The organism is Enterococcus hulanensis (assembly GCF_005405485.1).
In the GTDB taxonomy this organism is placed as follows: domain Bacteria; phylum Bacillota; class Bacilli; order Lactobacillales; family Enterococcaceae; genus Enterococcus_A; species Enterococcus_A hulanensis.
On sequence record NZ_BJED01000024.1, the window covers coordinates 12081 to 37891 of the forward strand.

Consider the following 25811-nt stretch of genomic DNA (forward strand, 5'->3'; position numbering starts at 1 on the left):
CTACATCAAGCTCTTCAGTTCAACATCTGGATACTTGTCTGCGAACCAACGCATTGCAAATTGGTTTTCAAATAAGAACAATGGTTGATCGAAGCGGTCTTTAGCTAAAATATTCCGGCTTGAACTCATCCGTTCATCTAATTGTTCTGGATCGATCCAGCGAGCGATCTTGTTACCCATCGGTGTCATTACGACTTCGGCATTGTATTCGTTTAACATCCGGTGTTGGAAAACTTCAAATTGCAGCTGACCAACCGCTCCAATGATGTAATCCTCGGTTAAATAGGTCTTATACAACTGGATCGCGCCTTCTTGAACTAATTGATAGATTCCTTTATGGAAGGATTTTTGTTTCATCACATTTTTCGCGGTTACTTTCATAAAGAGTTCAGGTGTAAATGAAGGCAATTCTTCATAAGCAACCTTCAATTTTCCTTCATAGATAGTATCTCCGATTTGATAATTTCCTGTATCGTAGACGCCAATGATATCGCCTGCAACTGCTTCTTCGACATTTTCACGAGCATCCGCCATGAATTGTGTCACATTGCTTAGTTTCATCTTCTTGCCGGTCCGACCTAGTGTGATATCCATTCCCCGTTCAAAGGTTCCTGAACACACACGGACAAATGCGATCCGGTCGCGATGGTTTGGATTCATATTCGCTTGGATTTTGAAAACAAAACCGGAAAATTCTTCTTCATAAGGAGAAATAGCTTCGCCTTCTTCAGTTTTATGTGCATGGGGTTTTGGTGCCAGATCAACAAATGTTTCTAAAAATGTTTCGACACCAAAGTTTGTCAACGCCGATCCGAAGAATACTGGCGTTTGATCGCCGCGTTCGATTTTTTCAAGATCAAATTGATCGCCAGCTTCACGAACCAACTCAACTTCACTTAAAACATCTTCATAGATTGATTTTTCTTTTAGTGGATGGTCACCAGTAATCTCGCCATCGGTTAATTCAACAAACCGTTCACCTTCATATTGTTCAGGTCGATAGAACTCGATTCGATTCCGATGAATATCATAGATTCCTTCTAGTCCTTTTCCCATACCAATTGGCCAATTCATCGGATAAGATTCAATATCCAATAGTTCCTCCAGCTCTTCTAGCAGTTCTAAAGGTTCACGGCCGTCACGGTCTAACTTATTAATAAACGTAAAGATTGGAATGCCTCGACGTTTAACAACTTGGAAAAGTTTTTTAGTTTGTGCTTCGATACCCTTTGCGCTATCGATTACCATCACGGCACTATCCACTGCCATCAGTGTCCGGTAAGTATCCTCTGAGAAATCTTCATGCCCAGGTGTATCCAAAATATTGACACGTTTTCCATCAAAATCAAACTGCATTACAGAACTCGTTACCGAAATTCCCCGCTGCTTTTCAATATCCATCCAGTCAGATTTTGCAAAGTTCCCAGTCTTTTTTCCTTTAACGGTTCCTGCTTGACGAATCGCTCCACCAAATAATAGTAATTGTTCAGTGATCGTCGTTTTACCAGCATCCGGATGGGAAATGATTGCGAAGGTTCGACGGCTGTCCACTTGTTGTTTTAAATTAGGATTGTTCATTCTATTGCTCCATTCATATATCTAGTATCTTTCAAATTTCAACCCAATCAGTATAGCATGGATTTTACTCTGATGGAAAGTTGAATCGCTCTGACATTTGTTTAGTTTTTCGTAAAAAATCAGAGTTAGGTTTTCATTGGCATACTGTTTTTCTAATTATGCTAAAGTGTGAAGAAAAACTGGCAAAAAGAAAACACTCTGCGTGGCAGAATGTTTTCTACATAAATAATATTATCGGCGTGGTTCGTTGTCATCAAAATCTTTGGTGAACAACCGACGTTCTTCTTCTGGTTCGACATTTTCGTGTTCTTCTGGATGAAAAATCGCACGTAATGTTAAGACACGCGATCCTTCCATTTCTTCAGAAATCAAGGTTAAATCATCCACGTCAAAGGAAAGCTTTTCTCCTGCATCAGGAATCGTTCCTAATGCAGTGATTAAGTAGCCTGCCATCGTATCAACATCACTCATGTGTAAGTTTAAATCAAATTCTTCATTAAACTCATCAATCAGCATTTTTCCGTTGATCAAGTATTCATTGTCACCGACTTTTTCATAAAGCTTCTCAACTTCGTCAGATTCGTCGTCGATTTCACCAACGATTTCCTCTAATAGATCCTCTAAGGTCACTAATCCAACCATTCCGCCGTACTCATCGAGTAAAATCGACATTTGGTTTTGAGTTTTCTTCAATTCATAAAGCAAGTCATCAATGAAGATCGTTTCTGGTACGAATAATGGTTCCTGCAAAATTTTTCGTAATTCAACATTTTCAAATCCAAATTGGCGTGCGGATTTTAATAATGCCTTCGTATGCAAGACACCAACGACTTTATCTTTATCTTCATCGTAAACGGGAATTCTTGAATAGCTTTCGTTTAAAATATCATCGATGTTTTCCATCACTGGATCATTGATATCAATCATGAAGGAATCGGTCCGCGGAACCATCACTTCACGTGCTACCTTAGTATCTAATGAAAAGACACCCTGCAGCATTTCAATCTCATCATTGTCCAAAACGCCTTCAGTTTCTAACATATAACGCATTTCGTCACGGGTCATTTTCGTATCTTCATCATCAAACGTCATCGGCGTAATCTTTGCCAATAAGTTTGTCGAAGCCGTTAATAACCAAACGAACGGTTTTGTAATTATTCCTAGTTTACGAACAACACCAGAAGTGAACTGAGCTACTTCTTCGGTCTTGGTCATAGCAATTCGTTTGGGATATAATTCACCAAATACAATCGAAACATAGGTCAATAATATCATGACAATCACAGTAGCCAGTGTTCTAGCCACCGCACTTCCGCCTAAAACTGGTGCTAAACGTGCAGACAAGCCATCTGCCAAAGATGCCCCTGACAAGATATTGACTAAGGTAATCCCTACTTGGATCGTTGATAAAAAATTATTTGGATCGTGAATGATCTGCAATAATTTCTTGGATTTGGGATTTCCTTCCTCTGCTTTTTGTTCTACCCGGTTTTTATTGACCGACACCACCGCAATTTCAGCCGCAGCCAAAAATCCGTTGATTAACGTTAAAATTACTAATAAACCTAGTTGTAAAATTAACGACTGACTATCGGGGTCAGCATTCATAATTGCATTCGCTCCTTATTTTTAAGTGTAAAAAAAGTGGCACAAAGGCCACGATAAAATCGTATCACATCGCTTGTTTTAATGCAATCTTTTCCGAACTGAGAGCCGACAGCTAGTTCAAAAACTCGTGTTCGCGTTCTTCTTGTTTGCTCTGTTTTACTATTTTTACGATAAAAACAACGACTGTTCGTAAAATAGCATAAACTGGAACGCCCAGAAAGACTCCTAAGATGCCGGAAAGATTTGCAGCTACTAACAAGATCAAGATGATCGTCAAGGGGTGGATGTTCAATGTTTTTCCAATAACATTTGGATAGATCACATTCCCATCGACCTGCTGCACGATTAAGACGACTAAAATACAAAGTAGTGCTCTCGTTGGTGAATCAAAAAAAGTATAAACCAACGCGGGTGCCAACCCTAGATATGGTCCTAAGTAGGGAATCAAGTTCGTCAAGCCGGCAATCACACCGAATAAAAAGGCGTAATCAACACCGATCAGCAAATAACCTAAAAAGGTAAAGGTACCGACAAATAAACATTCGATTGCTTGTCCGCTGATATAATCAGACAGCGTTTTATTAAGCTGATGCAGAAGTCCCTTAATATTTACACGTTGTTTTTCAGGAAAAAGACGTTCAATATTTGGAACAAGCTTTTCTCCATCCTTCAGCATATAAAATAGAATGAATGGTACTGTCACCAATAATAGAACCACTGTAGTAACCTTACTGATGATTGATCCTAAACCATTCGTCACGCCTGTCAGTGATTGTTGAATGATGCTCCCTGCTGAAACATCCAGATTGCTGATATATTTATCAACATCCAGTTCCTTAAAGAGCGGGAAACGCGTCGCATTATTAGCAGCTTCTTGGAGCCAGTTTTGCATATTATTGATAAAACCAGGTATATTTTTGGCCAACGAAACTAGTTGCTCCACTAAATTGGGAATAACGCTCATAAAGATCAAGACGATCATTCCAATCAGTAGAATAAATATCAACGCGATCGCTACTAAGCGTTTCACACCCAGCTTCATCAAAAGATTTACTAATGGATTTAATAAATAATACAAAAAGCCGGCGATTAAAATCGGCGCAAATAATGTGGTAAAAAATGTCCCGATTGGTTGAAAGACAAAATCAATTTTTGATGAAACCAAAATCAAGGTGGCAATGATCAATAGTTCTACCGACCAAAACATTAATTTTGAATTTTTTATTTTCTCAAACATCCATCTACTCCTTTTTCTAGATTTAGTTTATAGTATACATCATGTGGAGAAAAATCCCCTCGAGGAAGGTGTCATTATGAAAATTTTAATCACTAAGGATACGATGAGCGATATTTATCTCGACGCTGTCCGCATCCGGCAAAAAGTGTTTGTCCAAGAACAAGGTATACCTGCCGCGCTGGAAATCGATGAAAACGAGGCCTATTCTGTTCATTTCGTCCTTTATACGGATGACAAAAAGCCGGCGGCAACAGTACGGCTGTTACCGCTAAACGATCAAACGTTCAAATTACAGCGAATGGCAGTTTTGAAAGACTATCGCGGAAACAACCTTGGAGCTAAGATCATCGCCGAAGCAGAAACCTTTGCAAAACAGCAAGGCTTTGAAACGATCGAACTAGGCGCACAACTAACCGCAGAAAAATTCTATCAAAAGTTAGGCTATACGGCATATGGTGAAATTTTTAAAGATGCTGGAATCGATCATGTGCATATGAAAAAAGAATTGTAGAAATCGTTCACTGACAAGTTCGTGCAGATCTATTTTTCAATTCATATTAAAACTCGCAAAAAAGGCTATACCAAAATTAATTGGTACAGCCTTTTCTTTCTACTTCCGCGACAATTGCTTATAACGATCATACCAAATATCAATATAGCCTTGGGAAAAAGGCCCCTTTTCATTGTTAATCCAGTCCACTAAGATCTTGACGTTTTCCTTGAGGATATAATCAATTTCTTTAGAATAATGCATCTGCTGACTATGGGCTTCGTATTCATCTACGTCTAAAAGACGCTTCTCGCCATCAGGAAAAACTTTGACATCTAAATCATAATCAATGTACTTCAGTGCCTCGTCATCTAATACATAAGGTGATGCTAGATTACAATAATAAGAAACTCCCTTCTCTCGAATCATTGCTATTATGTTGAACCAGTATTTTTGATGAAAATAAACGATCGCTGGTTCGCGAGTGACCCATCTTCTGCCGTCTGATTCTGTGACCAATGTGTGGTCATTCAAGCCGATCAGTGAACACTCACTTGTTTTTAATACCATGGTATCACGCCACGTTCGATGCAAACTGCCGTCGTGTTTGTAACTTTTGATAGTCACAAACTCTCCTTCTTTTGGAACTCCCATAGCTACCCTTCCCTCAGCGAAAGATAATTTCCGCATTTGTTTGGGTGTTATCACACCGACATCAGAATTATTATAGCAATAAAATGAAAGATTGCCTACTAATCTTTGTCGTCAGCTAAATTATTTTCAAAAACTTCCAACATTTTTTGCTGTGGTTTTGGAAAAACATATTGAGGAAAATCTTTTGGTTTCACCCATTGTCCATCAAGTGTTAACATTTCGGCGCTTCTTCCATAAAAAACTAAAATATGCCACCGCAAATGACTAAAGACATGTTTGACTTCACCTAATACTTTTTTCTGCCATACGATTTCTTGCTCTGGGAAGAAATCTGGACTATCCTCCGCAACTAATGTGCTGGAAAATAGATCCCAATCATTCGGATCGTATTGCTCCTGCAGCTCTTTAAAACGCGATGGGCTGATTTCTTCCAAGGGAAACAGCCACATGTTTGCTAATAACCCGGTTTCCGGACGTTGCTGCAGAAAAATTTCTTGTTGTCTATTTTCGATAATTCCTGCCACATAGTAAACATCTTTAGGTTTCTGTTTTTTTGATTTAATAGGAAAAGCCGTTTGACGATTTTTACGATACGCTTGACAATAATTTTGGATCGGACAAAGCTCACACTGCGGACTAGTCGGCGTACAAATGCTAGAGCCTAAATCCATCATCGCTTGATTGAAATCTCCCGGCTGATCCTGGCTAATGATTTTGCGCATTGCCTCATCAAAAATATTGCGGCTGCTCGCTTTGGCGATATCGGCCTCAATACAAAACAGCCGGCTGACTACACGCATCACATTCCCATCGATCGCTGGCTCGGGAATCTCAAAAGCGATACTGCTGATCGCACCAGCCGTATATGGTCCGATGCCTTTTAACGAACGAATCTCTTCAACGGTGGTCGGAAATTGACCGCCAAACTCTTCCATGATTTGTTTTGCGGCAGCTTGCAGATTGCGTGCCCGAGAATAATAACCTAAGCCTTCCCAAACCTTCAGCAATTTATCTTCTGGTGCGTTTGCCAAGTCTTGGATCGTTGGAAATTGTTCCATGAAACGATAAAAATAGTCAATTACCGTATCGACGCGTGTTTGCTGCAGCATGATCTCCGAAATCCAAATCCGATAGGGATCATGATTGTAGCGCCAAGGAAGATTGCGTTTTTCCTGTTGATACCACGTTAGAAACTCCGTTTGAAAATTTGCTACATCTTGTTCTGTCCAGCTTTCCCAGCCCTTACTCATCTGCTTCCTCTTTTCCGCGGATAAAAGCATCGATCTGATCTAACTGGAAGCCTTTTTGATACAAACTTTGTTTTACTTTTTGACGACGTTTCGCTGGTTCAAAGCGCTGATTCTTGCGCCACAGCTTTTCGCCTTGTAAATCTAATGCATCATTTTCTTGCTCCTCGATTTCCGAAAAATCAATCTCGGCTAACACAATTTTGCTGATATCACTGTTGAATCCCTTCGTCATAAGCAGCTGCTGTAGTTTTTGCTGGACTTCTCGCTGACTGCTATGATGAAATTTCCTCAACGCCTTTTTTGCTGTATGTAAAGCAACATTAAATTGCTCGTCGGCTTCATACAGATAGAGTGCCTGCTGAATATCGTTGTCCTGCAAGCCTTTTTGTTTTAGCTTTTGCTGAAGCACACGCGGTCCCTTATCGCCTAAACGCATTTGAGTGCGAATATAGCTTTCACCATAAACCAGATCATTCACCAAATTCAATTCTTTTAATCGTTCAACAATTTTATGCCGATCTACACTTTCGATCTCATTGTCTTTTAGATAAGTTCGGATCTCTTTTTCTGTTCGCAATTGATAGCTTAAATAGTTCAACGCTAATTGAAAACCCATATCCTCTTTGCTTTCTTGCTTGATTTCATCTAATGTTTTTTCATCCAGTTCTTGCCCTTTTAACAACCGATGACGGACAACAGTATCCTCGGATAACCGCAATTTCTCGCCATTAGAAAATTCGACTTTATAAAAAGGTCCTCGACCTTGACTGACTTTCACTACTGTTAACATCATTTACTCCTCCTATTCGAATAAATGCTTTTATTTACATACACTACGCTCACCATTACACCCTAGCAAAAATTAATTCTATCATAGATAATCAACCAATCGATAAAAATATGCTAAAATGAACTGCGCTGAATAATTGAAAAATACTTTTAAGAAAGAGGCTGAATATGGCTGTTCAACTTAAATTAAACCAGACATTGACATTGAAAATAAAACGATTAGGCATCAATGGTGAAGGAATCGCTTATTATAAACGCCTGATCATTTTTGTGACTGGTGCTTTGCCAAATGAAACGGTTGTTGCCCGAATCACCAAAGCAACCCCGCGTTTTGCTGAAGCCAGCTTAGTTAAAATTACGAAAAAAAGTCCTGATCGAATCACGCCGCCTTGTCCTGTTTATGAAGAATGCGGCGGATGCCAGCTTCAACATCTAGTCTACAGCAAACAGTTAGACTTCAAGAAAGATTTACTACGGCAAGCATTGGAAAAATACAAACCAGCTGGTTATCAAACATTTGAATTGCGTGACACGCTTGGAATGGGGGAGCCTTGGCACTATCGAAACAAAGCTCAATTCCAATTGCGCAAAAATAAAAAAACCCAGCAAGTTGAAGCCGGACTTTATCAAGCGGAGTCCCACCAATTAGTACCAATCACAGACTGCTTAGTTCAGGAACCGACAACGCAAAAAGTCATTAATACTGTCGTACAATTATTAACAAAATACGAGATGCCGATTTATGATGAGCGTTCAAATGCTGGAATCATGCGGACCTTAATGGTTCGGATTGGCATTGAAACAGGTGAAGTACAACTAGTTTTCATCACCAAAACGAAAAAGCTGCCACAAGGAAATGCTTTGATCCGGGAAATCACGAATCGTTTGCCGGAAGTTGTTTCTATTATGCAAAATGTGCAGGACAAAAAAACTTCGGCCGTTATGGGGGATGAAACGATTCATCTTTGGGGCAAAGAAGTCATCAACGAAAAGATCAATGAAGTCAGCTTTGAGCTTTCACCGCGAGCTTTCTTCCAGTTGAACCCGCAGCAAACCAAAGTTCTTTATCAAGAAGCAATCAACGCTTTGGATTTATCGACGCCTAAAACCGTCGTGGACGCTTACTGCGGTGTAGGAACGATTGGATTATCTCTGGCTAAAAAAGCTAAAGAAGTCCGAGGCATGGATATTATTCCGCAAGCGATTGATGATGCCAAGAAAAATGCTGAAGCTATGAATCTGACGAATACGCATTATGAAGTGGGAACAGCCGAAAGCTTATTACCGAAATGGTTGAAAGACGGATTTGCACCTGATGCGATCGTCGTTGATCCGCCGCGGACCGGTTTGGACAATCAACTACTAAAGGCGATCCAAGAATCCCCTAGTCCTGAAATGGTCTATATTTCTTGTAATGTTTCGACGCTGGCTCGTGATCTCGTAAGTCTTTCTAAAATCTATCATGTCGAATATTTACAATCGGTGGATATGTTTCCGCAAACTGCCCGCTGTGAAGTCGTTGTAAAGCTAATTAGAAAGTAAAAGAGGCGTGACCGAAATTGGTCATGCCTCTTATTTTAATATCCGGCTGCTGGTTGTCCGTATGCTGCATCGGGATCTGTGGCTCCACCGTATCCTTGATCGACTTGATTGGGATCAGTATATCCGGAGTCAGTGTAGCCCTGATCGTTCTGGGTTGTATCGTCGTATTGCTGATAGCCGCTGCTGGAACTTCCATAGCCGCCGCTGTCATCATAATTATTCGGATCGTCATAGCCCGGCGCAAACTGGCTTGAGTCTTCGCTGGCTTTTCCATCGGAATCATCATAGTATAAACTATCTGCATCCTCTTCTTTAAGATTCGGCAAGGTTTCAGCAGTTGGTTTTCCTAACTGTTTCTTCAAAGTATTTTGAACATCCAATAATTCAGTCGTTCCTAAAATCTGATAGTAGATTTCGTCAATCATTTGACTCTTTCCGACTAGCTGCTTTTGCTTAATCGTGTCGAAAGCAGGTAAATAATTCGTACCAATATCCATCATATCGTCCCAGGTCAAATCGGTCTTCATATTTTTTTCTACTGCTTTTAAAATCTTCTTATAATTACCGACACCATTGATGGACATTGCTTTGCGTAAAATCTTGGTCACTACTTCACGCTGACGTCTTTGCCGTCCTACATCGCCCTCTGGATCTTCATAACGCATCCGAGCATAGGCAAGACCTTTTTCACCATTTAAAGTCTGTTTGCCTTTTTCTACATGAATGCCGTCTAACGTAAATTCAATTTTATTATTCACTTCGATCCCGCCAACTGCATCGATCAAGTCCTTCAATCCACGCATATTTATCGATACGTAATGGTCTAAAGGAATATCTAATAGCGTTTCGATAGTATCCATCGACATTTCTACACCGCCAAAAGCATAGGCGTGATTCAATTTATCATTCGTACCGTAGCCGACGATCTTAGTTAAAATATCTCGGTCGAGACTGACAATCGTTGATTTTTTTTGCTTCGGATTGATGGTCACTACCATCATACTATCCGAACGGCCTTGGTCTGAACGTCCAAGATCTCCAGTATCAATTCCCGCAAGCAGGATTGAAAATGGCTCCGCATTGTCGATGTTCGGTTTTTCGCCGCTTCCCCGCTTCAAACTCGTCCGCTTAACGGTTTGGCGAATATTATCAACCATCCTACTGGCATCATTTGTCACTTGGACGGCGTAGTAGGTAATCCCACCTATAAATAAATTCAGTAGGACCAATAATCCTACGACAACTTTCTTCCAACGGCTCATAGCACACCTCTATCAACGATTTTTACGTTTCATTTTCTCATAAATCGGGCCGCTGTTCAACCACAGCTAAAAATAATTAATTTTATATAACAGAAATTTAAAAAGTATTAATTGCTTATTCGCCCTTTAAATTTGATTTATACCATAAAAATATGAAGATTTTTGGAAGGACACAAAACTTAAGCAAAAATGATCACAAAAAAAGAAAGATTAGCCAAGCCAATCTTTCTTTCTGTAACTTTTTATTTGATTATTTAGCAGCTGCTAAATTTTCGTTTGCTTGATCCCAATTTACAACATCCCAGAATGCAGCGATGTAGTCAGGACGTACATTTTTATACTTCAAGTAATAAGCATGTTCCCAAACATCTAAACCAATGATTGGTGTTTTGCCGTCAGTCAATGGGTTATCTTGGTTTGCCGTTGAAGTAATTTCTAATTTGCCGTTGTTCAATACTAACCAAGCCCAGCCAGAACCAAAACGACCAGTTGCAGCTGTTTTGAATTCTTCCTTCATTTTTTCAAAGCTGCCGAATGCTTCGTCAATTGCCTCTTTGATTGCGCCAGTTGGTGCTCCGCCAGCATTTGGTGCCATAATCTTCCAGAAGAAGCTGTGGTTTGCATGTCCGCCCCCATTGTTTCGCACTGCTGTACGAATATCTTCAGGAACTTCATTTAAGTTTGTCACGAGTTCTTCGACTGATTGTTCCGCTAATTCTGGATATTTTTCAATCGCAGCATTTAAATTGGTTACATAAGTGTTGTGGTGCTTGTCATGATGCAAGTGCATCGTTTCAACATCGATATAAGGCTCCAACGCGTCGTAGCCATAAGGTAGATCTGGTAAAGTATAAGCCATGTTCAAATTCCTCCTTAAAATATCTTACAACCTAACTGTAACAAACAATGCAACTATCTTCAAAGTATATGCCTATCGTGGCGAAGAATTCGTTTTCTCGTCTTCGATGATCTCAACCTTCTTGAAGATAAAGACTTTACTGAAAACATAATTCGCGACTACGACTACAACTTGCGTGATTATTTTGGCGATCAGATTGCCCGTGTGCAGCATGTCGATAAATACGTACATACAAGCCATATCCATTCCAAAAGAAAGCACACGGTAAAAGATGAACTTACCAAATTCCCAAGCCAAAGCCTGAAAGCCTTCTGTTTTTGATTGAAATACCCATAATTTGTTCGTCACAAAAGCAAATAATACGGAACAAATCCATGAAATAGCATTAGAGACCGGCCAACTCAAATGAAAAGCCTGATACGCTAAAGTAAATGTAACAATATTTACAACGGTGGCTAATCCGCCGAAAAATAGATAGATAAAAACTTCCCATAGTTTTTTTTCTTCCAAATAATTTCTAAACGACTGATAGATTTTCATGATTGCTCTCTTTCCTATTCTTCTCTTCTAAATTAAGATAGCGAAGCTGAAATTAATAGTCAATTCTTTCTTGAATTCTTTTTACATTTTTACAGATCGCCTTGTTATTTCAAGCTTACTTCGCTACAATGGCACTTGTATAAAAAGATTGGAGCGATCACATGACTTTTCGTCAATTAATCAAAGGTTCTCTTTTCCGTTTTGAGGATTTAAAATCGGCTAAGGACACACCATTCTGGAAATCGATTGTTTACTTGCTTGGTTTGAGCCTGCTTCTAGCAATTCCAAGTGTCTATCAAGCACTTCAGGTAATGAATCAAATCAAAACAGATAGTCTGGAGATCGTAGAAAAGATCCCGGATTTCAAAATCGAAGATGGCGAGATCAAAACAACGAAGCCGGAAAAAGGATTCATCTATCAAACGGATTCGATCATCTTGACCTTTGATCCGGAGGGCAAGCGTACACAAAAAGACGTTGAAAAGGACTTAGTTGGAAATTATTTCAGTGTGGGACTATTAAAAAATCAGGCATTACTCGTTTTACCAGACTACGGCGGTGTCAGCTCCGCGATGTTTGGCGATAATGTGCTGAAGTTTTCTTACAAGCAAGAACCATTTAAAAATATGACTGGCGATAAAATCAGAGACGGACTGGAAGACTGGGAAATGCCCGTTTGGACACCACTTGTAATGCTGCTGGCAGGAATTTATCCTTCCTTCATCAATTTGTTTGTGACATTAGTCTTTGCAGGCATTGCCGGGATGATCGTCGCAAAATTGAGACTGAGACGCGTGACATTCTTTGATTGCTTTAAAACAATCATCTTTTGTGCCGCAATCCCGACCATTTTAGCAACAATCATTTTGTTGTTCCAACCAAATTTTGATTCGAGTCTGCTGATTACGTTCATCAGCCTATTCATCTTTTTGCGAGTCACTCATTATTTCCCAAAAATTGAATTACCGACCAACTAACTGCTTACAATTCTGTAAGCAGTTTTTTTTCGGGATTTTTGTTAGAATAAAATCGAGATTTCTAGGTCTAAAAGAAATGAGGAGATTACTATGACGAAACCAATTATTTTCTTACAACGCGAATTTCGCGAAGAATTCAGCGACAAGATTCAAGCCATCGCTCCCGATTATCAGGTTAAGACAGAACTAACCGAAGAAGAATTGCCAGCTGTAGAAATATCCGTTGGCTGGTCAAAAAAATTTAGTGAACAGCTTCTTGCTTCTGATCAGTTAAAATGGGTCCAATCCATCTCTGCCGGCGTTGATTACTTACCGTTGAATGACTTTTTTGATCGAGATATTTTATTGTCTAACGGCAGCGGCATCCATGCTCTCTCCATCAGCGAGCACATCATCGGCGTTTTGCTGGGCTATTACCGTGGATTAAACCAATCCGTCAAGAACCAAGAACAAAAAATCTGGGGACAAGACGCCATTCATTATGATCAATTAGCTGGAAAAAATTTATTAGTTGTTGGAACCGGCCATATTGGCCAGCAACTTTCCAAATCAATTCGCAGTTTAGGTGTAAGGACTTATGGGATTAACACCACAGGCCATCCTGTCGAAGGCTTCACTGAGACATACTCAATCAAAAACTTGTCAAAAATTGTATCTGAAATGGATATCGTAGTAGGTATCCTGCCAGGAACACACGAAACCTACCATATTTTTAACAGCGACATTTTTGAGAAAATGAAAAAGTCCGCCATATTCATAAATGTCGGACGAGGCGATACTGTTCACACTAAAGAATTGATAACGGCACTTGAAGAAAAACACATTGCTTTTGCTGCTCTGGACGTTTTTGAAGAAGAACCGCTGCCAAAAGAAAGTCCATTGTGGAATTTCGAAAATGTTTTAATTACACCTCATATCTCTGGTTTGACCGTTGATTTTCAAAACAAGTTTATGAAAATCTTTTTGGCAAATCTGAAAAGCTATGCAGCAAATAAAGAATTGTCAGTTAATCAAGTAGAATTGAAACGAGGGTATTAAAAAAGTTGGAGTCTATTGCTCCAACTTTTTTTCAGTCTCCTTAACAATATAAACAGGACGTTTCTTCGTCTCCATAAATATCTTACCAATATATTTTCCGATGATACCAATGCACAGTAGCTGAACGCCACCAATAAATAGAATAATCGTCACCAATGACGGCCACCCTGACGTTGGATCGCCAAATATTAAGGCACGAACAATGATAAAGATCATCGCGATTCCTGAGGCCAAACAAGAAAAAGCGCCGACAAAAGAAGCAATATTTAGCGGAACATCAGAAAAATTCACTATTCCATCAATTGAATAATTGAACAATTCCCAAAATGACCAAGACGTTTTACCAGCAACCCTCTCTTGGTTTTCAAAAGAAATGTACTCAGTTTTGAAGCCAACCCAGCTAAACAACCCTTTCGAAAAACGATTATGCTCAGTCAATTCTAATACTGCATCCACCATTTGACGAGTCATCAAGCGGTAATCCCGTGCACCATCCACCATCTCGGTTTCACTGATTCGATTAATCAAATGATAAAACGCTTTCGCAAATATATTACGAATTAATGGCTCTCCCTTACGATCAGCTCGACGAGTACCAACACAATCAATATCTGTTGTCTCAATCATTTCAATCATTTGCGGCAACAGCTCTGGCGGATCTTGCAAGTCAACATCCATTACTGTGACTAAATCTCCTTTTGCAGCCTGCAAACCCGCATATAAGGCAGCCTCTTTCCCAAAATTTCGAGAAAAAGAAATATAGCGAACAAAACGATTCTTTAGCGCTAACTCACGCAGCACCTCTAACGTTTGATCCGCCGATCCGTCATTAATAAAAATATATTCAAAATCATGAGAAATCTTCTTTTTTACTTTCTCCATCTCCGCAAAAAAAAGAGGAATTGCTTCCTCTTCGTTAAAGCAAGGAACAATTACTGATATCATTCAAGCCACTCCTAAACTTGGTTAAAATCGTATTTGGGTTCATCCAGTTCGGAATCATAATCTACTACTAAATCATACCCTTTAAAAAACCATTCGTCTGCTTCCTCGATATAAAAAAGCTGATCATCAATCATTGTCTTAACTAATGGGCTTTCTGGACTGTCCACTGCCATTCCCACTGAAAAACCATCATGAACCTGAGTCTTCCCGTATACTTTACCATAAAACTTAATGCCTTGACCTTCTACTAATTCAAGTTCTCGCTTGAACCATTCTTGAGCTTCGGGTGTTATAGTCAATTTCATTTAATTTCACCTATCCATTCATTTTTTCATCTAAATAGTCCACATCTTCGTCTCTGCCGATAACCACTAAATGATCATTCTTTTGCACAATCTCTTCGGCTGGCGGCGTTACGATTGGATCTTGATTATCTCGTCGAATAGCTACGACATTCAAACCAAATCGTTGACGAAAATCGAGTTCATCTAATGTTTTGCCATAAAATTTTCGATTGGTCACATTGATCTCCGCCAATGAAAATTCGTCTGAAAGTTCTAAGTAATCTAAAATATTTTTCGAGACTAAGTTATGGGCGATTCGTTGCCCCATATCACGTTCAGGATGCACCACACGGTCAGCACCGATTTTTTCTAATACACGGGCATGATACTCATTTTGCGCCTTTGCCAAAATATTCGGCACGCCCATTTCCTTGACCATCAAAGTCACCAAGATACTTGCTTGAATGTCCTCTCCGATCGCTACGATCACATGGTCAAAGTTTCGAATACCTAAAGAACGAAGAGTCATCTCATCTTGCGCGTTAGCAACCACAGCGTGCGTCGCGATATTCATATACTCATTCACTCGATCCTCACTGCTGTCAATCGCTAAAACTTCCTGACCTGATTCGATCAATGTCCGGCAGATGCTCCCGCCAAATCTTCCTAAACCAATAATGACAAAACTTTGTTTCATGATATCTCCTTACACTTCACAATATTGTATTAATTGATTCCCATCACTTGTAAAACTTACAATTCATAGTATAACAAAGAGCGGGTTAATAAAACAGAGAATGACTCTCTATTTTATTAACCCGTGTTTAAATGCATAGATTGCAGCCTGTGTGCGATCCTCAACCTCTAATTTAGCAAGTATATTTGATACATGCGTCTTAACTGTTTTCAACGTAATGAATAATTCATCGGCAATTTCTTGATTGCTCATACCTTGGGCGATCAGCAGCAATATTTCTTGTTCACGATTCGTTAACTCTTCATGAAGAACATGTCGATTACGATTGGATAATTGTTCCATCATCTTCGTAGTCACTTCAGGTTCCAGCACTCGTTCACCATTGTAGGTCTTGCGGATGGCATTGGCGATCTCATGAGCTGTCGACGTCTTAAGTAAGTAGCCAGATGCGCCCGCTTCAATAGCCGGATAAACTTTTTCATCATCGATAAAACTAGTTACGATCAAAATTTTTGCCTCTGGCCAATCCTTTAAAATTTTCTTGGTCGATTCGATCCCATCCATTACTTCCATTACCAAGTCCATCAAAATCACGTCTGGTCGAAGGTCCATGGCTTTCTCATAGCCTTCTTCGCCGTTTTCGGCCTCTCCTACAACTTCTACATCCGCTTGAATCGATAGATAAGAAGAAACCCCTAACCGAACCATTTCGTGATCATCCACTAATAACACTCGTATCATCCTCTGCCTCCTAATTCCTATTAATTTAAAATACCTGTTCATGCTGCGAAGCATTCATCTCGTTCATTACAGATTCTGCTTTATCATATGACTAATCTGCTTCGTCCATCTTTAAAGAGCTGTCCATAGTTGAACGCTTCTCTCCTACAACGGGAACCTTGATTTCAATGCTTGTTCCTTGTCCTTTAAAACTAATTATTTTTGTTGAGCCGCCAACACCGGCAATTCGCTCGCGAATATTACGCAGTCCATAGCTGCCGGCGTGTTCATCTTTCGATTCAAAACCGACACCGTCATCAATCACACGCAATAAAATGTTCTGTCCGACAATTTTTAAATAAACTTCTAATTCATTGGCCTTTGCATGCCGTAACGTATTAGATAGTAATTCTTGTACTACTCGAAATAATTGATCTTCGATACTGGCAGAAACACAAATATCCTGAATATCCCATTTTAACTGAATTTGGATTTTTGTCTGCAGCTCTTTCAATAATTGCTCGATACCCTGTCGTAAACTTTTTCCTTCTAAACTGATTGGTCGCAAATGAAGTAGCAGCGCCCGCATTTCTGACTGAGCCGCATTAATAATATCAGCTACCATCGCTAATTGCTTTTTATAAGGCTCTAACTCTTCCGAATACTGCGACTGTTCATTAAGCGCAGACATCATCATCATCGCCGCAAAAAGTTGCTGAGAAACGGAATCGTGCAGTTCCCGAGCTAAACGATGTCTTTCTTCTTCTAAAATCTTTTCTTTCGTCGTACCATCTACCATCTGAGGCTGACTGCTCAATTGCTGCAGCTCTCGCGACATACTTACAAGTTTTTCTTTGATGCGCTTGATATCATGATCGACCAGCAGCATTTCCTTATTTTGTGAAATCGCGACATCCAATGAAGGTTGATCATAATTGCCTGAAGCTAAGCTTTGTAGCTTTCCTTCGATTTTTCCTAGTTGACGTTTTTCCAAAAATGTCACAAGAAAATAGACCACTGCGCTTACCGTCAAAGAAATCACAATAATATGAACAAACAGTGGAATATAAAAGATTCGCGCAATGAATAACTGTGCAAGTAATTGCTTTTTCCCAATAGCATACATGTATAAAAAGAGTGTTGTTAAAATCAGCAAAAAGGAGATCAAACCAGAGTAAAGAGAAATCTGTAAACGGGAGTATTTCCCCATCATACGCGGATCACCTCGACATCCCCAACCAATGTGTTAGTCACTATTTTCAATCTACGAGGACTTTCATCATAATCCTCACTGTACATTTTGATCGTTTCATTACGAAGAACTTGTGTCTCATCATCAAGTTCAACTTTACCATATAAGGTCGCATGCTCAAAGAGTATTCCGATACCATACGGTACTAAAATACGTGTTCGGCCAAAGCCCTTGCGTACGATCACAATACTATCGTCTTTCGGCAATAATGTATTTCCTAGGTCAACAATCGTATCGCCAGCCAAAATAGCTACATTGATATCATCCCATTCAAAAACTTGCGTACCAATTCGATCATTACCGATCCAGCTTTGCTTTTTACGCTCACCATTGTGACTCGTCGGATCAGTTGTCTCAACCATTACGATGCTTTTTTTATTCTTTAAGGAATGATTCGGCATTGAAATACCTGCAATCTCGAAGCCCTTAAGGCCAAGAAATATTACTGCAAAAATCAACATTAACCAAGTCGCAGGACTATTCACTAAACAAATAATCACAATCACTGATCCTAAGATCAATTGGAATTTTCGACGACGATGTTTTCGCAATGCCCAATATATATTTAATACCCCAAAGAGTAACATAATCAACATCGCAGGAGTTGAAGATAATTGCCATAATAAGAAAATTGCAAGTAAGGCTTCAATTACAATGAAAAAGCGCCATGGACTTTTCATTTTGTCTTTCCTCCCAACTTTTTATTTATACCTTATTCTACTTTCTTTAGATAATAAATACTATCGGTCTAAAGTCGCAACCTAGTCAAAACCAACAACTATCTCGTACACATACTGTTTCTTAGAACAAGATTGGTAGAACTGGCAAAATAAAAGAGGCGACCAGCGCCTCTTTAATGAATTTTAGTTTTGTTTCACATTCGTGATCTTAACTTCCATGTTTCCGCCTGGTGTCGCGATCGTTACAACGTCACCAACACGTTTACCGATTAGGGCTTGCGCGATCGGTGAATCATTAGAAATTTTTCCTGTTAATGGATCGGCTTCCGCTTTTCCTACAATCGTGTATTCTTCCTCTTCATCATCAGGCAATTCAACAAAAGTTACTGTTTTCCCGATTGAGATTTCATCGGAGTCAACATTTTCATTATCAATAATTTGAGCGAAACGAATCATATTTTCTAACGTACTAATTCGACCTTCGACAAATGCTTGTTCATCTTTAGCAGATTCATACTCAGAGTTTTCCGATAAATCGCCAAAGCTGCGTGCGATCTTGATTCGCTCAATGATTTCTCCCCGTTTTACTGTTTTTAGTTCTTCTAATTCCTGCTCTAATTTTTCTTTTCCTTCTAGAGTCATTGGATATGTTTTTTCCACCATTTTTCTTCTCCTTCAATCAACAAAATTACGAATGGTAATCTTCTATAGAATTTATCCACAAAAGATTACCACGTAATTACTGTAATGTAAATTGTTTATTTCTCTTTATTGACATATTTTTCAACCAATTCCATATGCTCTTCATAAGTCTTCGCATAATAAACTTTTCCAGTTGAGATATCCGCAACAAAATAAATATAATCATTCTCAGTTGGATCAAGCACAGCCAAGATCGCTTCTTGACTCGGATTATCAAACGGTCCAGGTCCATAACCAGTATTCGTGTAAAGGTTATAAGGTGAATCAACCTCAGTATCTTTGATCGTTACAACCTCTTTATGCTCACCTAATGCGTACAAAATCGAAATATCTGATTGTAACGGCATTTGAGCATCGATTCGATTAAAGAACACTTGAGCGATCTTCTTACGATCAGACTGGGTAACCCCTTCTTTTTCTACCAATGAAGCTAAAGTCATAACTTCTTGAACCGTTAACCCTTTTTCTTTAATTTGATTATAATAAGGGGTTAAAACTTGGTTGGTAGTATCTACCATTTGAGTTACTAAGTCTTCTAGGCTCCTGTTTTTATGGACATTATAAGTTGCCGGGAATAAGTATCCTTCCAAACGATAACGAACATCTTTAGCGTTGCTGGCATCCGTTAATAGATCCGGATACTGTGTCTTCAATTGCTCGAAGAATTTTTCATCTTTCATTACTTTGATGAAGTCTTCCTTCTTGAAATCTGTCTTTTTAGCAACTAAGCTTGCGATCTTATCAACATCGTAACCTTCAGGAACAGTCAGTTTTGAAGCATCATCCAATGGTTCAGCGCTGCCTCCCTGTTGTAATTCTTTACTAATTTGATCCAAGGTCATGTTTGGTGAAAATTGATAATAACCGGCTTGGAAATTCGTTAAGTTCTTGAATTTCGTGTAGAAGTTAAATACCATGCCATCACGGATAACATCGCCATCTTCTAAAATATCACCAATTTGACGATTTGAAGATCCGCTGGGAACTTCTACCTGAACTAATTTTTTATCATTTTTATCTAGTGGTTTCAATCCAGCACTCACATAATTATATCCTGAGATTGCTAAAATTCCGGCGACGATCAAAATACCAATCGTCAATATATAGACAATTTTACGGACGACTCGATCCTCTTTGCGACGTTCTGCTCGTTTCAAGTTGCTCTCCTCACTTAAATCCCCTTCAAATTCCTCATCCATATAACGAAGTTCATCGAATTTTTCACCAAGTCGATGAAAAATCGAAGGCTCATCTTCAACATGATCATCACGCTTTGGCTCTCTTACAACTTCAGCTTTCGGTTCCTTTTTAGGCGGGATCTCATTAACTGATTTGCTTGCTCCTGAATGACGGGAGGTTGTTTTTTTATTCTGAACTTTTGAAGGTTCAATCTTTTGCTCTTCTTTTTTAGTGATCTTCTTAACTGTAGGTTTCTTCGTTTCTTTTCGTTTCTCGGGTTTTGATTTAGATTCACTAACAGGTTCCACTTTTTCTGAAGCTTTTTCTTCTTTTGGCGGTTCCTCTTTTTTTATTTCCTTTTCAATTGGTTTAGACTTCTGTTCAGAGACAGCTGTATCGTTCTTTTTTTGTCTATTGCCAAATAAGCGCTCATAAGACGAAGCCAAGTCGTCATCATCGCTAGTATCCTTTTTTGCTTTCGAAGGTTCAGGTCTTGTAGCAGCTTTTTTTACAGACTCTACTTCACGATTCTTCCGACCCTCTTCTAAAGCTTTCATGATCTGCTCTTTAAAAGATCCTTCTTCTGAGTGTTGGTTTTGATCCTCAGACAAAAACAACTCCTCCTTACTTCATGTCATAACTTTAACCATTATACATGAAATGAAAGAGGAGTGAAATGTAAAATTTATTTAGTTAAGGAAATTATATTTTTTCTTTTTGAATAGTTTCTTCATACAATCGATATAAGTGTAACTCATACTCTTTTTTGGCATTTGTTACAACCGTATCTAAAATTAAACCAGTAATTAACAAAAGTAGCGCGAACACCATCAATCCTGTCGCAAGAATCGAAGAAGGTACTTTCGTAATAAAACCAGTATGAATAAACTCATTGATGACTGGAACACCAAAAACAAGTCCAAAAACACAGAAAATCAAACTAAATACCGAAAAGAATAATAATGGTTTATAATCCTTAAACATTTTTAAAATTGTTAGTAGCACCTTTAGTCCGTCAGAATAAGTATCTAATTTAGATTCACTACCCTCTGGACGATCGCGATAATCAATTGGAATCTCTACCAACTTAAACCGCTTGTCCAAAGCATGGATAGTAAATTCAGTCTCAATCTGAAAGCCGGAACTCATCACCGGAAAACTTTTAACAAACATGCGATTAAATCCGCGATACCCCGTCATAACATCCTTAATATCCGCTTGATATAAGCGATTGATCGAATTTTTAACTAAATTATTTCCGAAATCATGAAAAGCTCGTTTATTCTCATTAAAATACGTACCATTCGATAATCGGTCGCCGATCACCATGTCTGCACTGCCTTCCCATAAAGCCGCAATCAGCTCATGAGAATTCTCTGCTGGATAAGTATCGTCACCATCAACCATCAAGTAGTAATCTGCCTCAATATCAAAAAACATTTGACGAATAACATTTCCCTTACCTTGGCGCGGTTCCTTCTTAACAATTGCTCCTTCGTTCAGTGCAATATCGTATGTGTTATCCGTCGAATTATTGTCATAGACATAGATATCCGCTTCAGGCAACTCCCTTTGAAAATCGTTAATCACCTTTTTTATCGTGAGTGATTCGTTGTAACAAGGGATGAGGATAGCTATTTTTTCATTGTTCATGTTTACTCTCCTAACTTCACAGCTATCTACCATGATACCAAAAAAAAGCCGGATATGCTCCGACTTTTTAAATCAATTTTTCCGACACCAAATACTTCTTCATTCCGTCTTGAACGCTAAAATTAGGTTTGTACCCTAAACTCTTTAATCTAGAAATATCAGCAACTGAATCCTTGATATCACCGTCTCTTTCAGCTTCATATTTTACTCGTAAGTTAATACCTAATGCCTCGTCAATAACTGAAATCAAATCATTCAACGTAAGTGCATTTCCTGTCCCAACGTTGAACTGTCGGCCCAAGGCTTCTTCTTTAGTTGCAACTAGCAATAACGCTTGAATAACATCTTCCACAAAAATAAAATCACGCGATTGAGATCCGTCGCCAAATAAAGTGAATTGTGCTTCTTCACCATTTTGCATTTTTTTGTAACGATCAACTAAAATCGAGATTACACCGCTATAAGAAGATTCTGGATTTTGATTCGGTCCATAAACATTGAAGAAGCGAACAGCACTTGTCTTAACACCATAAAGATGATTATAATCCAAAACATATTGTTCTGCCGCAAATTTATCAACCGCATACGGGGTCAACGGACGAATAACAGACTCTTCCTTTTTTGGTAAGGTTGGTTCATCACCATATACCGCTGCTGAAGAACTAAAAACTAAACGTTTCAAATCTTTTTGATATTTTCTAATCAGTTCTAAAAGCATCAAAACACTTTCAAAATTAATTTGATGCGTCTCAACTGGACGTTCAACTGAATCTGCTACACTAGCAATTGCTGCTAGATGGAAAATGTAGTCAAACTTATTGTTTGAAAGAACTTCAGTCATCAAATCTTTGTCTATAACAGAGCCTTCAATAAATTCAAGATTTGGATTTCCCACTAGATTATCCTTTTTACCCATTGAGAGATCATCCAGTACTATTATTTTGTTTTCCTTGGATAAGTAGTTAGCTAATGTAGAGCCAATGAAACCGGCGCCGCCGGTGATTAAAAAGCTATTCAATAATTATCCCCCCCGTCGTTATGATTTCATCAATCGAGAAAAATTACCAAACTCCTGTTTAATTGCTTTCAAATTCAATAAAATAAACAAAGCATATGCACAGAGGTACAGAAAGAAACTAATTAAACTATTTTTAAAAAAAAGATTACTTGAAATAAAGAATATACTCAGTAAGGATTCTTGAACAAGCTTCTTATTTAAATTAATTTTGAGAGTTTTGCTCAATAGATACTCAGCTAAATTGCATCTAATTGCCAAACAAAGAATAATCAGACTGACTGATAATAGTAAACTCTCAAAAAGATAAACAGTAATGGCACCTACAACGATAGAAATTCCAAGAGTGATAATATTTACCAATAAAATTGTTTTTTCTTTACGTAATGTTTTTAAATATGTATTTATCAGCAAAGACATCCTACCCTCGTAAACGACCATCGGAAACAAGATGCCCATGTACATTAAACTCACAGAGTATTGAGGTAACCAAGCCACTAAAATAAATTTTACTGGCACATAGAAAATCAAGAATGAATAAGTGATTGGCACAAATAATGTTCGCAATGTCAAAAACAAGCTAGACAGATGGTCATTGTTGGTTCTTCTTAACAGCGGAAACATAACAACTCCAACTGCATTGATAAAAGTTAAAAACATATTGGAAATACTCAGTGTAAAAGAAAGCTTCCCAAATGCCTCAATCGACCATCTATGTTGTACAAAGAACCGAATTGTACCAATGATTAACATACTAGCAATATTACTCAACATTAATTTACTGCCAATATCAATATTATCTAGAATTTCTTTCCAAAGAATTTTTATAGATACTAAAGGACTAAATAGCATATCTCTTATTTGATACATTCCCCAAAAAGTGATCAACAATTTTGATAATATATCAAGAAGAATTAACCCCAAAAAATTCCTTCCACCTAAAAGAAAATAACCAGCTAGAAATAGAACATACAGATATCTATCGCTCCTGGATAGATGAGCATACTCTTTAATCCTATTAGTTGATTGTAAGATATATTGTATAAATTGTTTTGCAATTGTAATTACAGCCACTACAGCCGTTAAAATCAAAATAATCGACTTATTCGATGCAGGTAATACAAAGAAAGCATACCCACCGACTATCATTGCTAAAAATAGCTCAAAAAGAGCCAAATACCAGTACTGAGATCCCAAACTAGATTTGTTTAAATCATCATACTCTTCGCCACCTATTTTTAAATATATACCATCTATCCATCCCAAATGTAAAAAGCCCACATAAGACGAGTAGAAAACATATAATTGCCAATAGCTATATTCTTTTACACCTAATAATTTTGGCACAAATAAATTCAATAATACTGATATTAACAAAGTAACAAAATTTGCGGCAACAGTATAATAAAGATTTTTGATCACATTTTTAGCTTTGGAGTTCATCTTTTTCCTCCGAATGAATTTTACTGTTTCTAATTGTTCCATTTACTTGACCAATTAATAACCAAAAAACTAATGGTGAACTAGTAGACATGAAAAATATTTCATTATGAAATAGTCCAGAAGTCGCAAGTCCTAAGACCACAATAGCTGAATATAAAATCTGTAAATCTAATACGTTCACTTTAAAAAAGTATCTCACTGTATTGAATAAAGATTTCAGCAGAAAAACTAAAACACAAACAACACCAAATATACCGGTACAAACCAAAACATTAAGATAGGCATTGTGCACAGCTAAGTTACTTTTAGCAAGATATGTATTTGGTACATACTTTTGAGCATAATCATGAATAGATTTCGGCCCAACCCCGACAAATGGACTAGTTTTGATAATCTCTATCCCACTTTTCCAAAGGGTAAAGCGCATATTTGATATATCCCCACTTCTCTCTACATCTTCCCTATCCAAATTAACTTCTTTATCAGATGTTACCAAATCTTTTGAATGATTTTTGTGAAACTGGGCAGCTGTATATTCTGGTAGGGAGCTTAAAACTTTTTTACTACCCTCTACAAATCCTATACAAAAACTCCCGAGCAAAATCGCAATAATAGCTGCTTTATAAATTCTATTTAATTTATTCTTATTGGCAAATTTCCAATACATTGAAAAAAAAGATAAGGTGCTAACCATAACAATTAGAACAATTAAAGCGTTCCTAGATCCTGATAGTCCGATAAAACTAATTTGAATAATAATGTTTAAAATCAAAATAATTTTAACCAATATATTTTTGGCGATATTCTTGAAAAGATATACAGAGATAATTATGGAGACTCCTGCCATGACCCCTGAATAATTCGGATCAGCGTAGGCTCCAAAAAGGCGGTTTTCAACAAATCCAATTCTTAACGGATTGGTTTTTCCTTCAATCCTTGTGATAAAAGAATAACCTGTAAAGAACATTCCTAACGAAATAGTGGACATCAAAAATGAAAATGCTACTAGAATGGATTGAAACCATAAAAAAAATTTTGCCTTTAATGCATTTCGCTTGGAAAATTCATATATAACTAGTAGAAACAACACTTCCCAACAAAAATTTTTTATATTTGCAGGAAAAGAAAATTGTCTGTTCAAAACTATCGATATTCCAAATATTACCAAGAATGAAACTAATGCAATATCAAAATCAAACTTTTTTCTTTTTCTTAATATTTCGTAAAATTCAAATAGGATTATTAAACCTCCAACTAATCCTGACACAGCAAAAATTGCTGAATCTATATATGTCGGAATTAAACTCCACTCTCCGATTGATCTAAGTAATGTAATCGTATATAGGAGTAATATATATATTCCAATAATTCTATTTTTATGGTCTATTTCCGTTTTCATCAGTAGTCCTCCAAAAAA

The 25811-nt window shown here is 38.0% G+C and carries 25 protein-coding genes; 4 read left to right on the forward strand and 21 right to left on the reverse strand.

Annotated features, from left to right (window positions below; all coding sequences use genetic code 11):
- The 3 genes from FFR60_RS20150 to FFR60_RS20160 all read right to left on the reverse strand — a co-directional run bounded on the left by FFR60_RS20150 (position 1) and on the right by FFR60_RS20160 (position 4423).
- Positions 1-1578, reverse strand: coding sequence for a peptide chain release factor 3 (locus tag FFR60_RS20150; protein ID WP_088932991.1), 1578 nt, complete (start codon positions 1576-1578; stop codon positions 1-3).
- Between the two features lie 231 nt (positions 1579-1809).
- Complete coding sequence (locus tag FFR60_RS20155) at positions 1810-3186, reverse strand: hemolysin family protein (protein WP_088932992.1); 1377 nt, start codon at positions 3184-3186, stop codon at positions 1810-1812.
- 112 nt (positions 3187-3298) lie between these two features.
- Positions 3299-4423 (reverse strand): AI-2E family transporter, encoded by a 1125-nt coding sequence (locus FFR60_RS20160; RefSeq protein ID WP_088932993.1) that lies wholly within the window; start codon positions 4421-4423, stop codon positions 3299-3301.
- A 76-nt stretch (positions 4424-4499) separates the two neighbouring features.
- On the opposite strand from FFR60_RS20160, the gene FFR60_RS20165 reads away from it, so the two are divergent.
- Positions 4500-4934 carry a GNAT family N-acetyltransferase gene (locus FFR60_RS20165; RefSeq protein WP_137665562.1) on the forward strand — a complete coding sequence of 145 codons (435 nt, stop codon included), beginning with the start codon at positions 4500-4502 and terminating at the stop codon, positions 4932-4934.
- A gap of 99 nt (positions 4935-5033) precedes the next feature.
- On the opposite strand, the gene ntdP is transcribed toward FFR60_RS20165, so the two are convergent.
- The 3 genes from ntdP to recX form a co-directional block, all read right to left on the reverse strand.
- Positions 5034-5567: a nucleoside tri-diphosphate phosphatase gene (gene ntdP, locus FFR60_RS20170; RefSeq protein WP_010740416.1), complete on the reverse strand. Its 534-nt coding sequence runs from the start codon at positions 5565-5567 to the stop codon at positions 5034-5036.
- Between the two features lie 98 nt (positions 5568-5665).
- Entirely contained in the window at positions 5666-6817 is a 1152-nt protein-coding gene (gene mutY / locus FFR60_RS20175; RefSeq protein WP_137665563.1) for an A/G-specific adenine glycosylase, read from the reverse strand.
- On the reverse strand, positions 6810-7607 hold the full coding sequence (gene recX, locus FFR60_RS20180) for a recombination regulator RecX (RefSeq protein WP_137665590.1): 798 nt from the start codon (positions 7605-7607) through the stop codon (positions 6810-6812). Before recX ends, mutY begins: the two co-directional genes overlap by 8 nt.
- 167 nt (positions 7608-7774) lie before the next feature.
- On the opposite strand from recX, the gene rlmD reads away from it, so the two are divergent.
- Positions 7775-9148 (forward strand): 23S rRNA (uracil(1939)-C(5))-methyltransferase RlmD, encoded by a 1374-nt coding sequence (gene rlmD / locus FFR60_RS20185; protein WP_137665564.1) that lies wholly within the window; start codon positions 7775-7777, stop codon positions 9146-9148.
- 35 nt (positions 9149-9183) lie between these two features.
- Here the strand turns inward: rlmD and FFR60_RS20190 are convergent, their stop codons facing one another.
- From FFR60_RS20190 to FFR60_RS20200, 3 genes are all read right to left on the reverse strand, one after another.
- Positions 9184-10410: an LCP family glycopolymer transferase gene (locus FFR60_RS20190; protein WP_137665565.1), complete on the reverse strand. Its 1227-nt coding sequence runs from the start codon at positions 10408-10410 to the stop codon at positions 9184-9186.
- A 250-nt stretch (positions 10411-10660) separates the two neighbouring features.
- The gene (locus tag FFR60_RS20195; RefSeq protein ID WP_137665566.1) at positions 10661-11269 is read right to left on the reverse strand and encodes a superoxide dismutase; all 609 of its coding nucleotides are present in this window, start codon (positions 11267-11269) and stop codon (positions 10661-10663) included.
- 72 nt (positions 11270-11341) lie between these two features.
- Complete coding sequence (locus tag FFR60_RS20200; protein ID WP_137665567.1) at positions 11342-11809, reverse strand: GtrA family protein; 468 nt, start codon at positions 11807-11809, stop codon at positions 11342-11344.
- Positions 11810-11970: 161 nt separating this feature from the next.
- Between FFR60_RS20200 and FFR60_RS20205 the strand changes: the two genes are divergently transcribed.
- Positions 11971-12786: a DUF1189 domain-containing protein gene (locus FFR60_RS20205; RefSeq protein WP_137665568.1), complete on the forward strand. Its 816-nt coding sequence runs from the start codon at positions 11971-11973 to the stop codon at positions 12784-12786.
- A 90-nt stretch (positions 12787-12876) separates the two neighbouring features.
- Positions 12877-13824, forward strand: coding sequence for a phosphoglycerate dehydrogenase (locus FFR60_RS20210; protein WP_137665569.1), 948 nt, complete (start codon positions 12877-12879; stop codon positions 13822-13824).
- Positions 13825-13836: 12 nt separating this feature from the next.
- On the opposite strand, the gene FFR60_RS20215 is transcribed toward FFR60_RS20210, so the two are convergent.
- The 12 genes from FFR60_RS20215 to FFR60_RS20270 form a co-directional block, all read right to left on the reverse strand.
- On the reverse strand, positions 13837-14769 hold the full coding sequence (locus FFR60_RS20215; RefSeq protein ID WP_137665570.1) for a glycosyltransferase family 2 protein: 933 nt from the start codon (positions 14767-14769) through the stop codon (positions 13837-13839).
- 11 nt (positions 14770-14780) lie between these two features.
- Complete coding sequence (locus FFR60_RS20220) at positions 14781-15074, reverse strand: HesB/YadR/YfhF family protein (RefSeq protein WP_137665571.1); 294 nt, start codon at positions 15072-15074, stop codon at positions 14781-14783.
- Between the two features lie 10 nt (positions 15075-15084).
- Positions 15085-15750, reverse strand: a complete 666-nt coding sequence (locus FFR60_RS20225; protein ID WP_088933005.1) for a potassium channel family protein — start codon at positions 15748-15750, stop codon at positions 15085-15087.
- 108 nt (positions 15751-15858) lie between these two features.
- On the reverse strand, positions 15859-16491 hold the full coding sequence (locus tag FFR60_RS20230; protein WP_088933006.1) for a response regulator transcription factor: 633 nt from the start codon (positions 16489-16491) through the stop codon (positions 15859-15861).
- Positions 16492-16582: 91 nt separating this feature from the next.
- A complete protein-coding gene (locus tag FFR60_RS20235; RefSeq protein WP_088933007.1) occupies positions 16583-17683 on the reverse strand; it encodes a sensor histidine kinase in 1101 nt (366 codons plus the stop codon).
- A complete protein-coding gene (gene liaF, locus FFR60_RS20240; RefSeq protein WP_088933008.1) occupies positions 17680-18402 on the reverse strand; it encodes a cell wall-active antibiotics response protein LiaF in 723 nt (240 codons plus the stop codon). Before liaF ends, FFR60_RS20235 begins: the two co-directional genes overlap by 4 nt.
- Positions 18403-18585: 183 nt before the next feature.
- Positions 18586-19065 (reverse strand): transcription elongation factor GreA, encoded by a 480-nt coding sequence (gene greA, locus FFR60_RS20245; RefSeq protein ID WP_137665572.1) that lies wholly within the window; start codon positions 19063-19065, stop codon positions 18586-18588.
- Between the two features lie 95 nt (positions 19066-19160).
- Positions 19161-20303 (reverse strand): endolytic transglycosylase MltG, encoded by a 1143-nt coding sequence (gene mltG / locus FFR60_RS20250; RefSeq protein WP_171004989.1) that lies wholly within the window; start codon positions 20301-20303, stop codon positions 19161-19163.
- A gap of 682 nt (positions 20304-20985) precedes the next feature.
- A complete protein-coding gene (locus tag FFR60_RS20255; RefSeq protein ID WP_137665574.1) occupies positions 20986-21936 on the reverse strand; it encodes a glycosyltransferase family 2 protein in 951 nt (316 codons plus the stop codon).
- 67 nt (positions 21937-22003) lie between these two features.
- On the reverse strand, positions 22004-22954 hold the full coding sequence (locus FFR60_RS20260; protein WP_137665575.1) for an NAD-dependent epimerase/dehydratase family protein: 951 nt from the start codon (positions 22952-22954) through the stop codon (positions 22004-22006).
- Positions 22955-22972: 18 nt separating this feature from the next.
- Positions 22973-24394: a lipopolysaccharide biosynthesis protein gene (locus FFR60_RS20265; protein ID WP_137665576.1), complete on the reverse strand. Its 1422-nt coding sequence runs from the start codon at positions 24392-24394 to the stop codon at positions 22973-22975.
- Complete coding sequence (locus FFR60_RS20270; protein WP_137665577.1) at positions 24378-25793, reverse strand: O-antigen ligase family protein; 1416 nt, start codon at positions 25791-25793, stop codon at positions 24378-24380. Before FFR60_RS20270 ends, FFR60_RS20265 begins: the two co-directional genes overlap by 17 nt.
- Positions 25794-25811 lie beyond the last annotated feature (18 nt).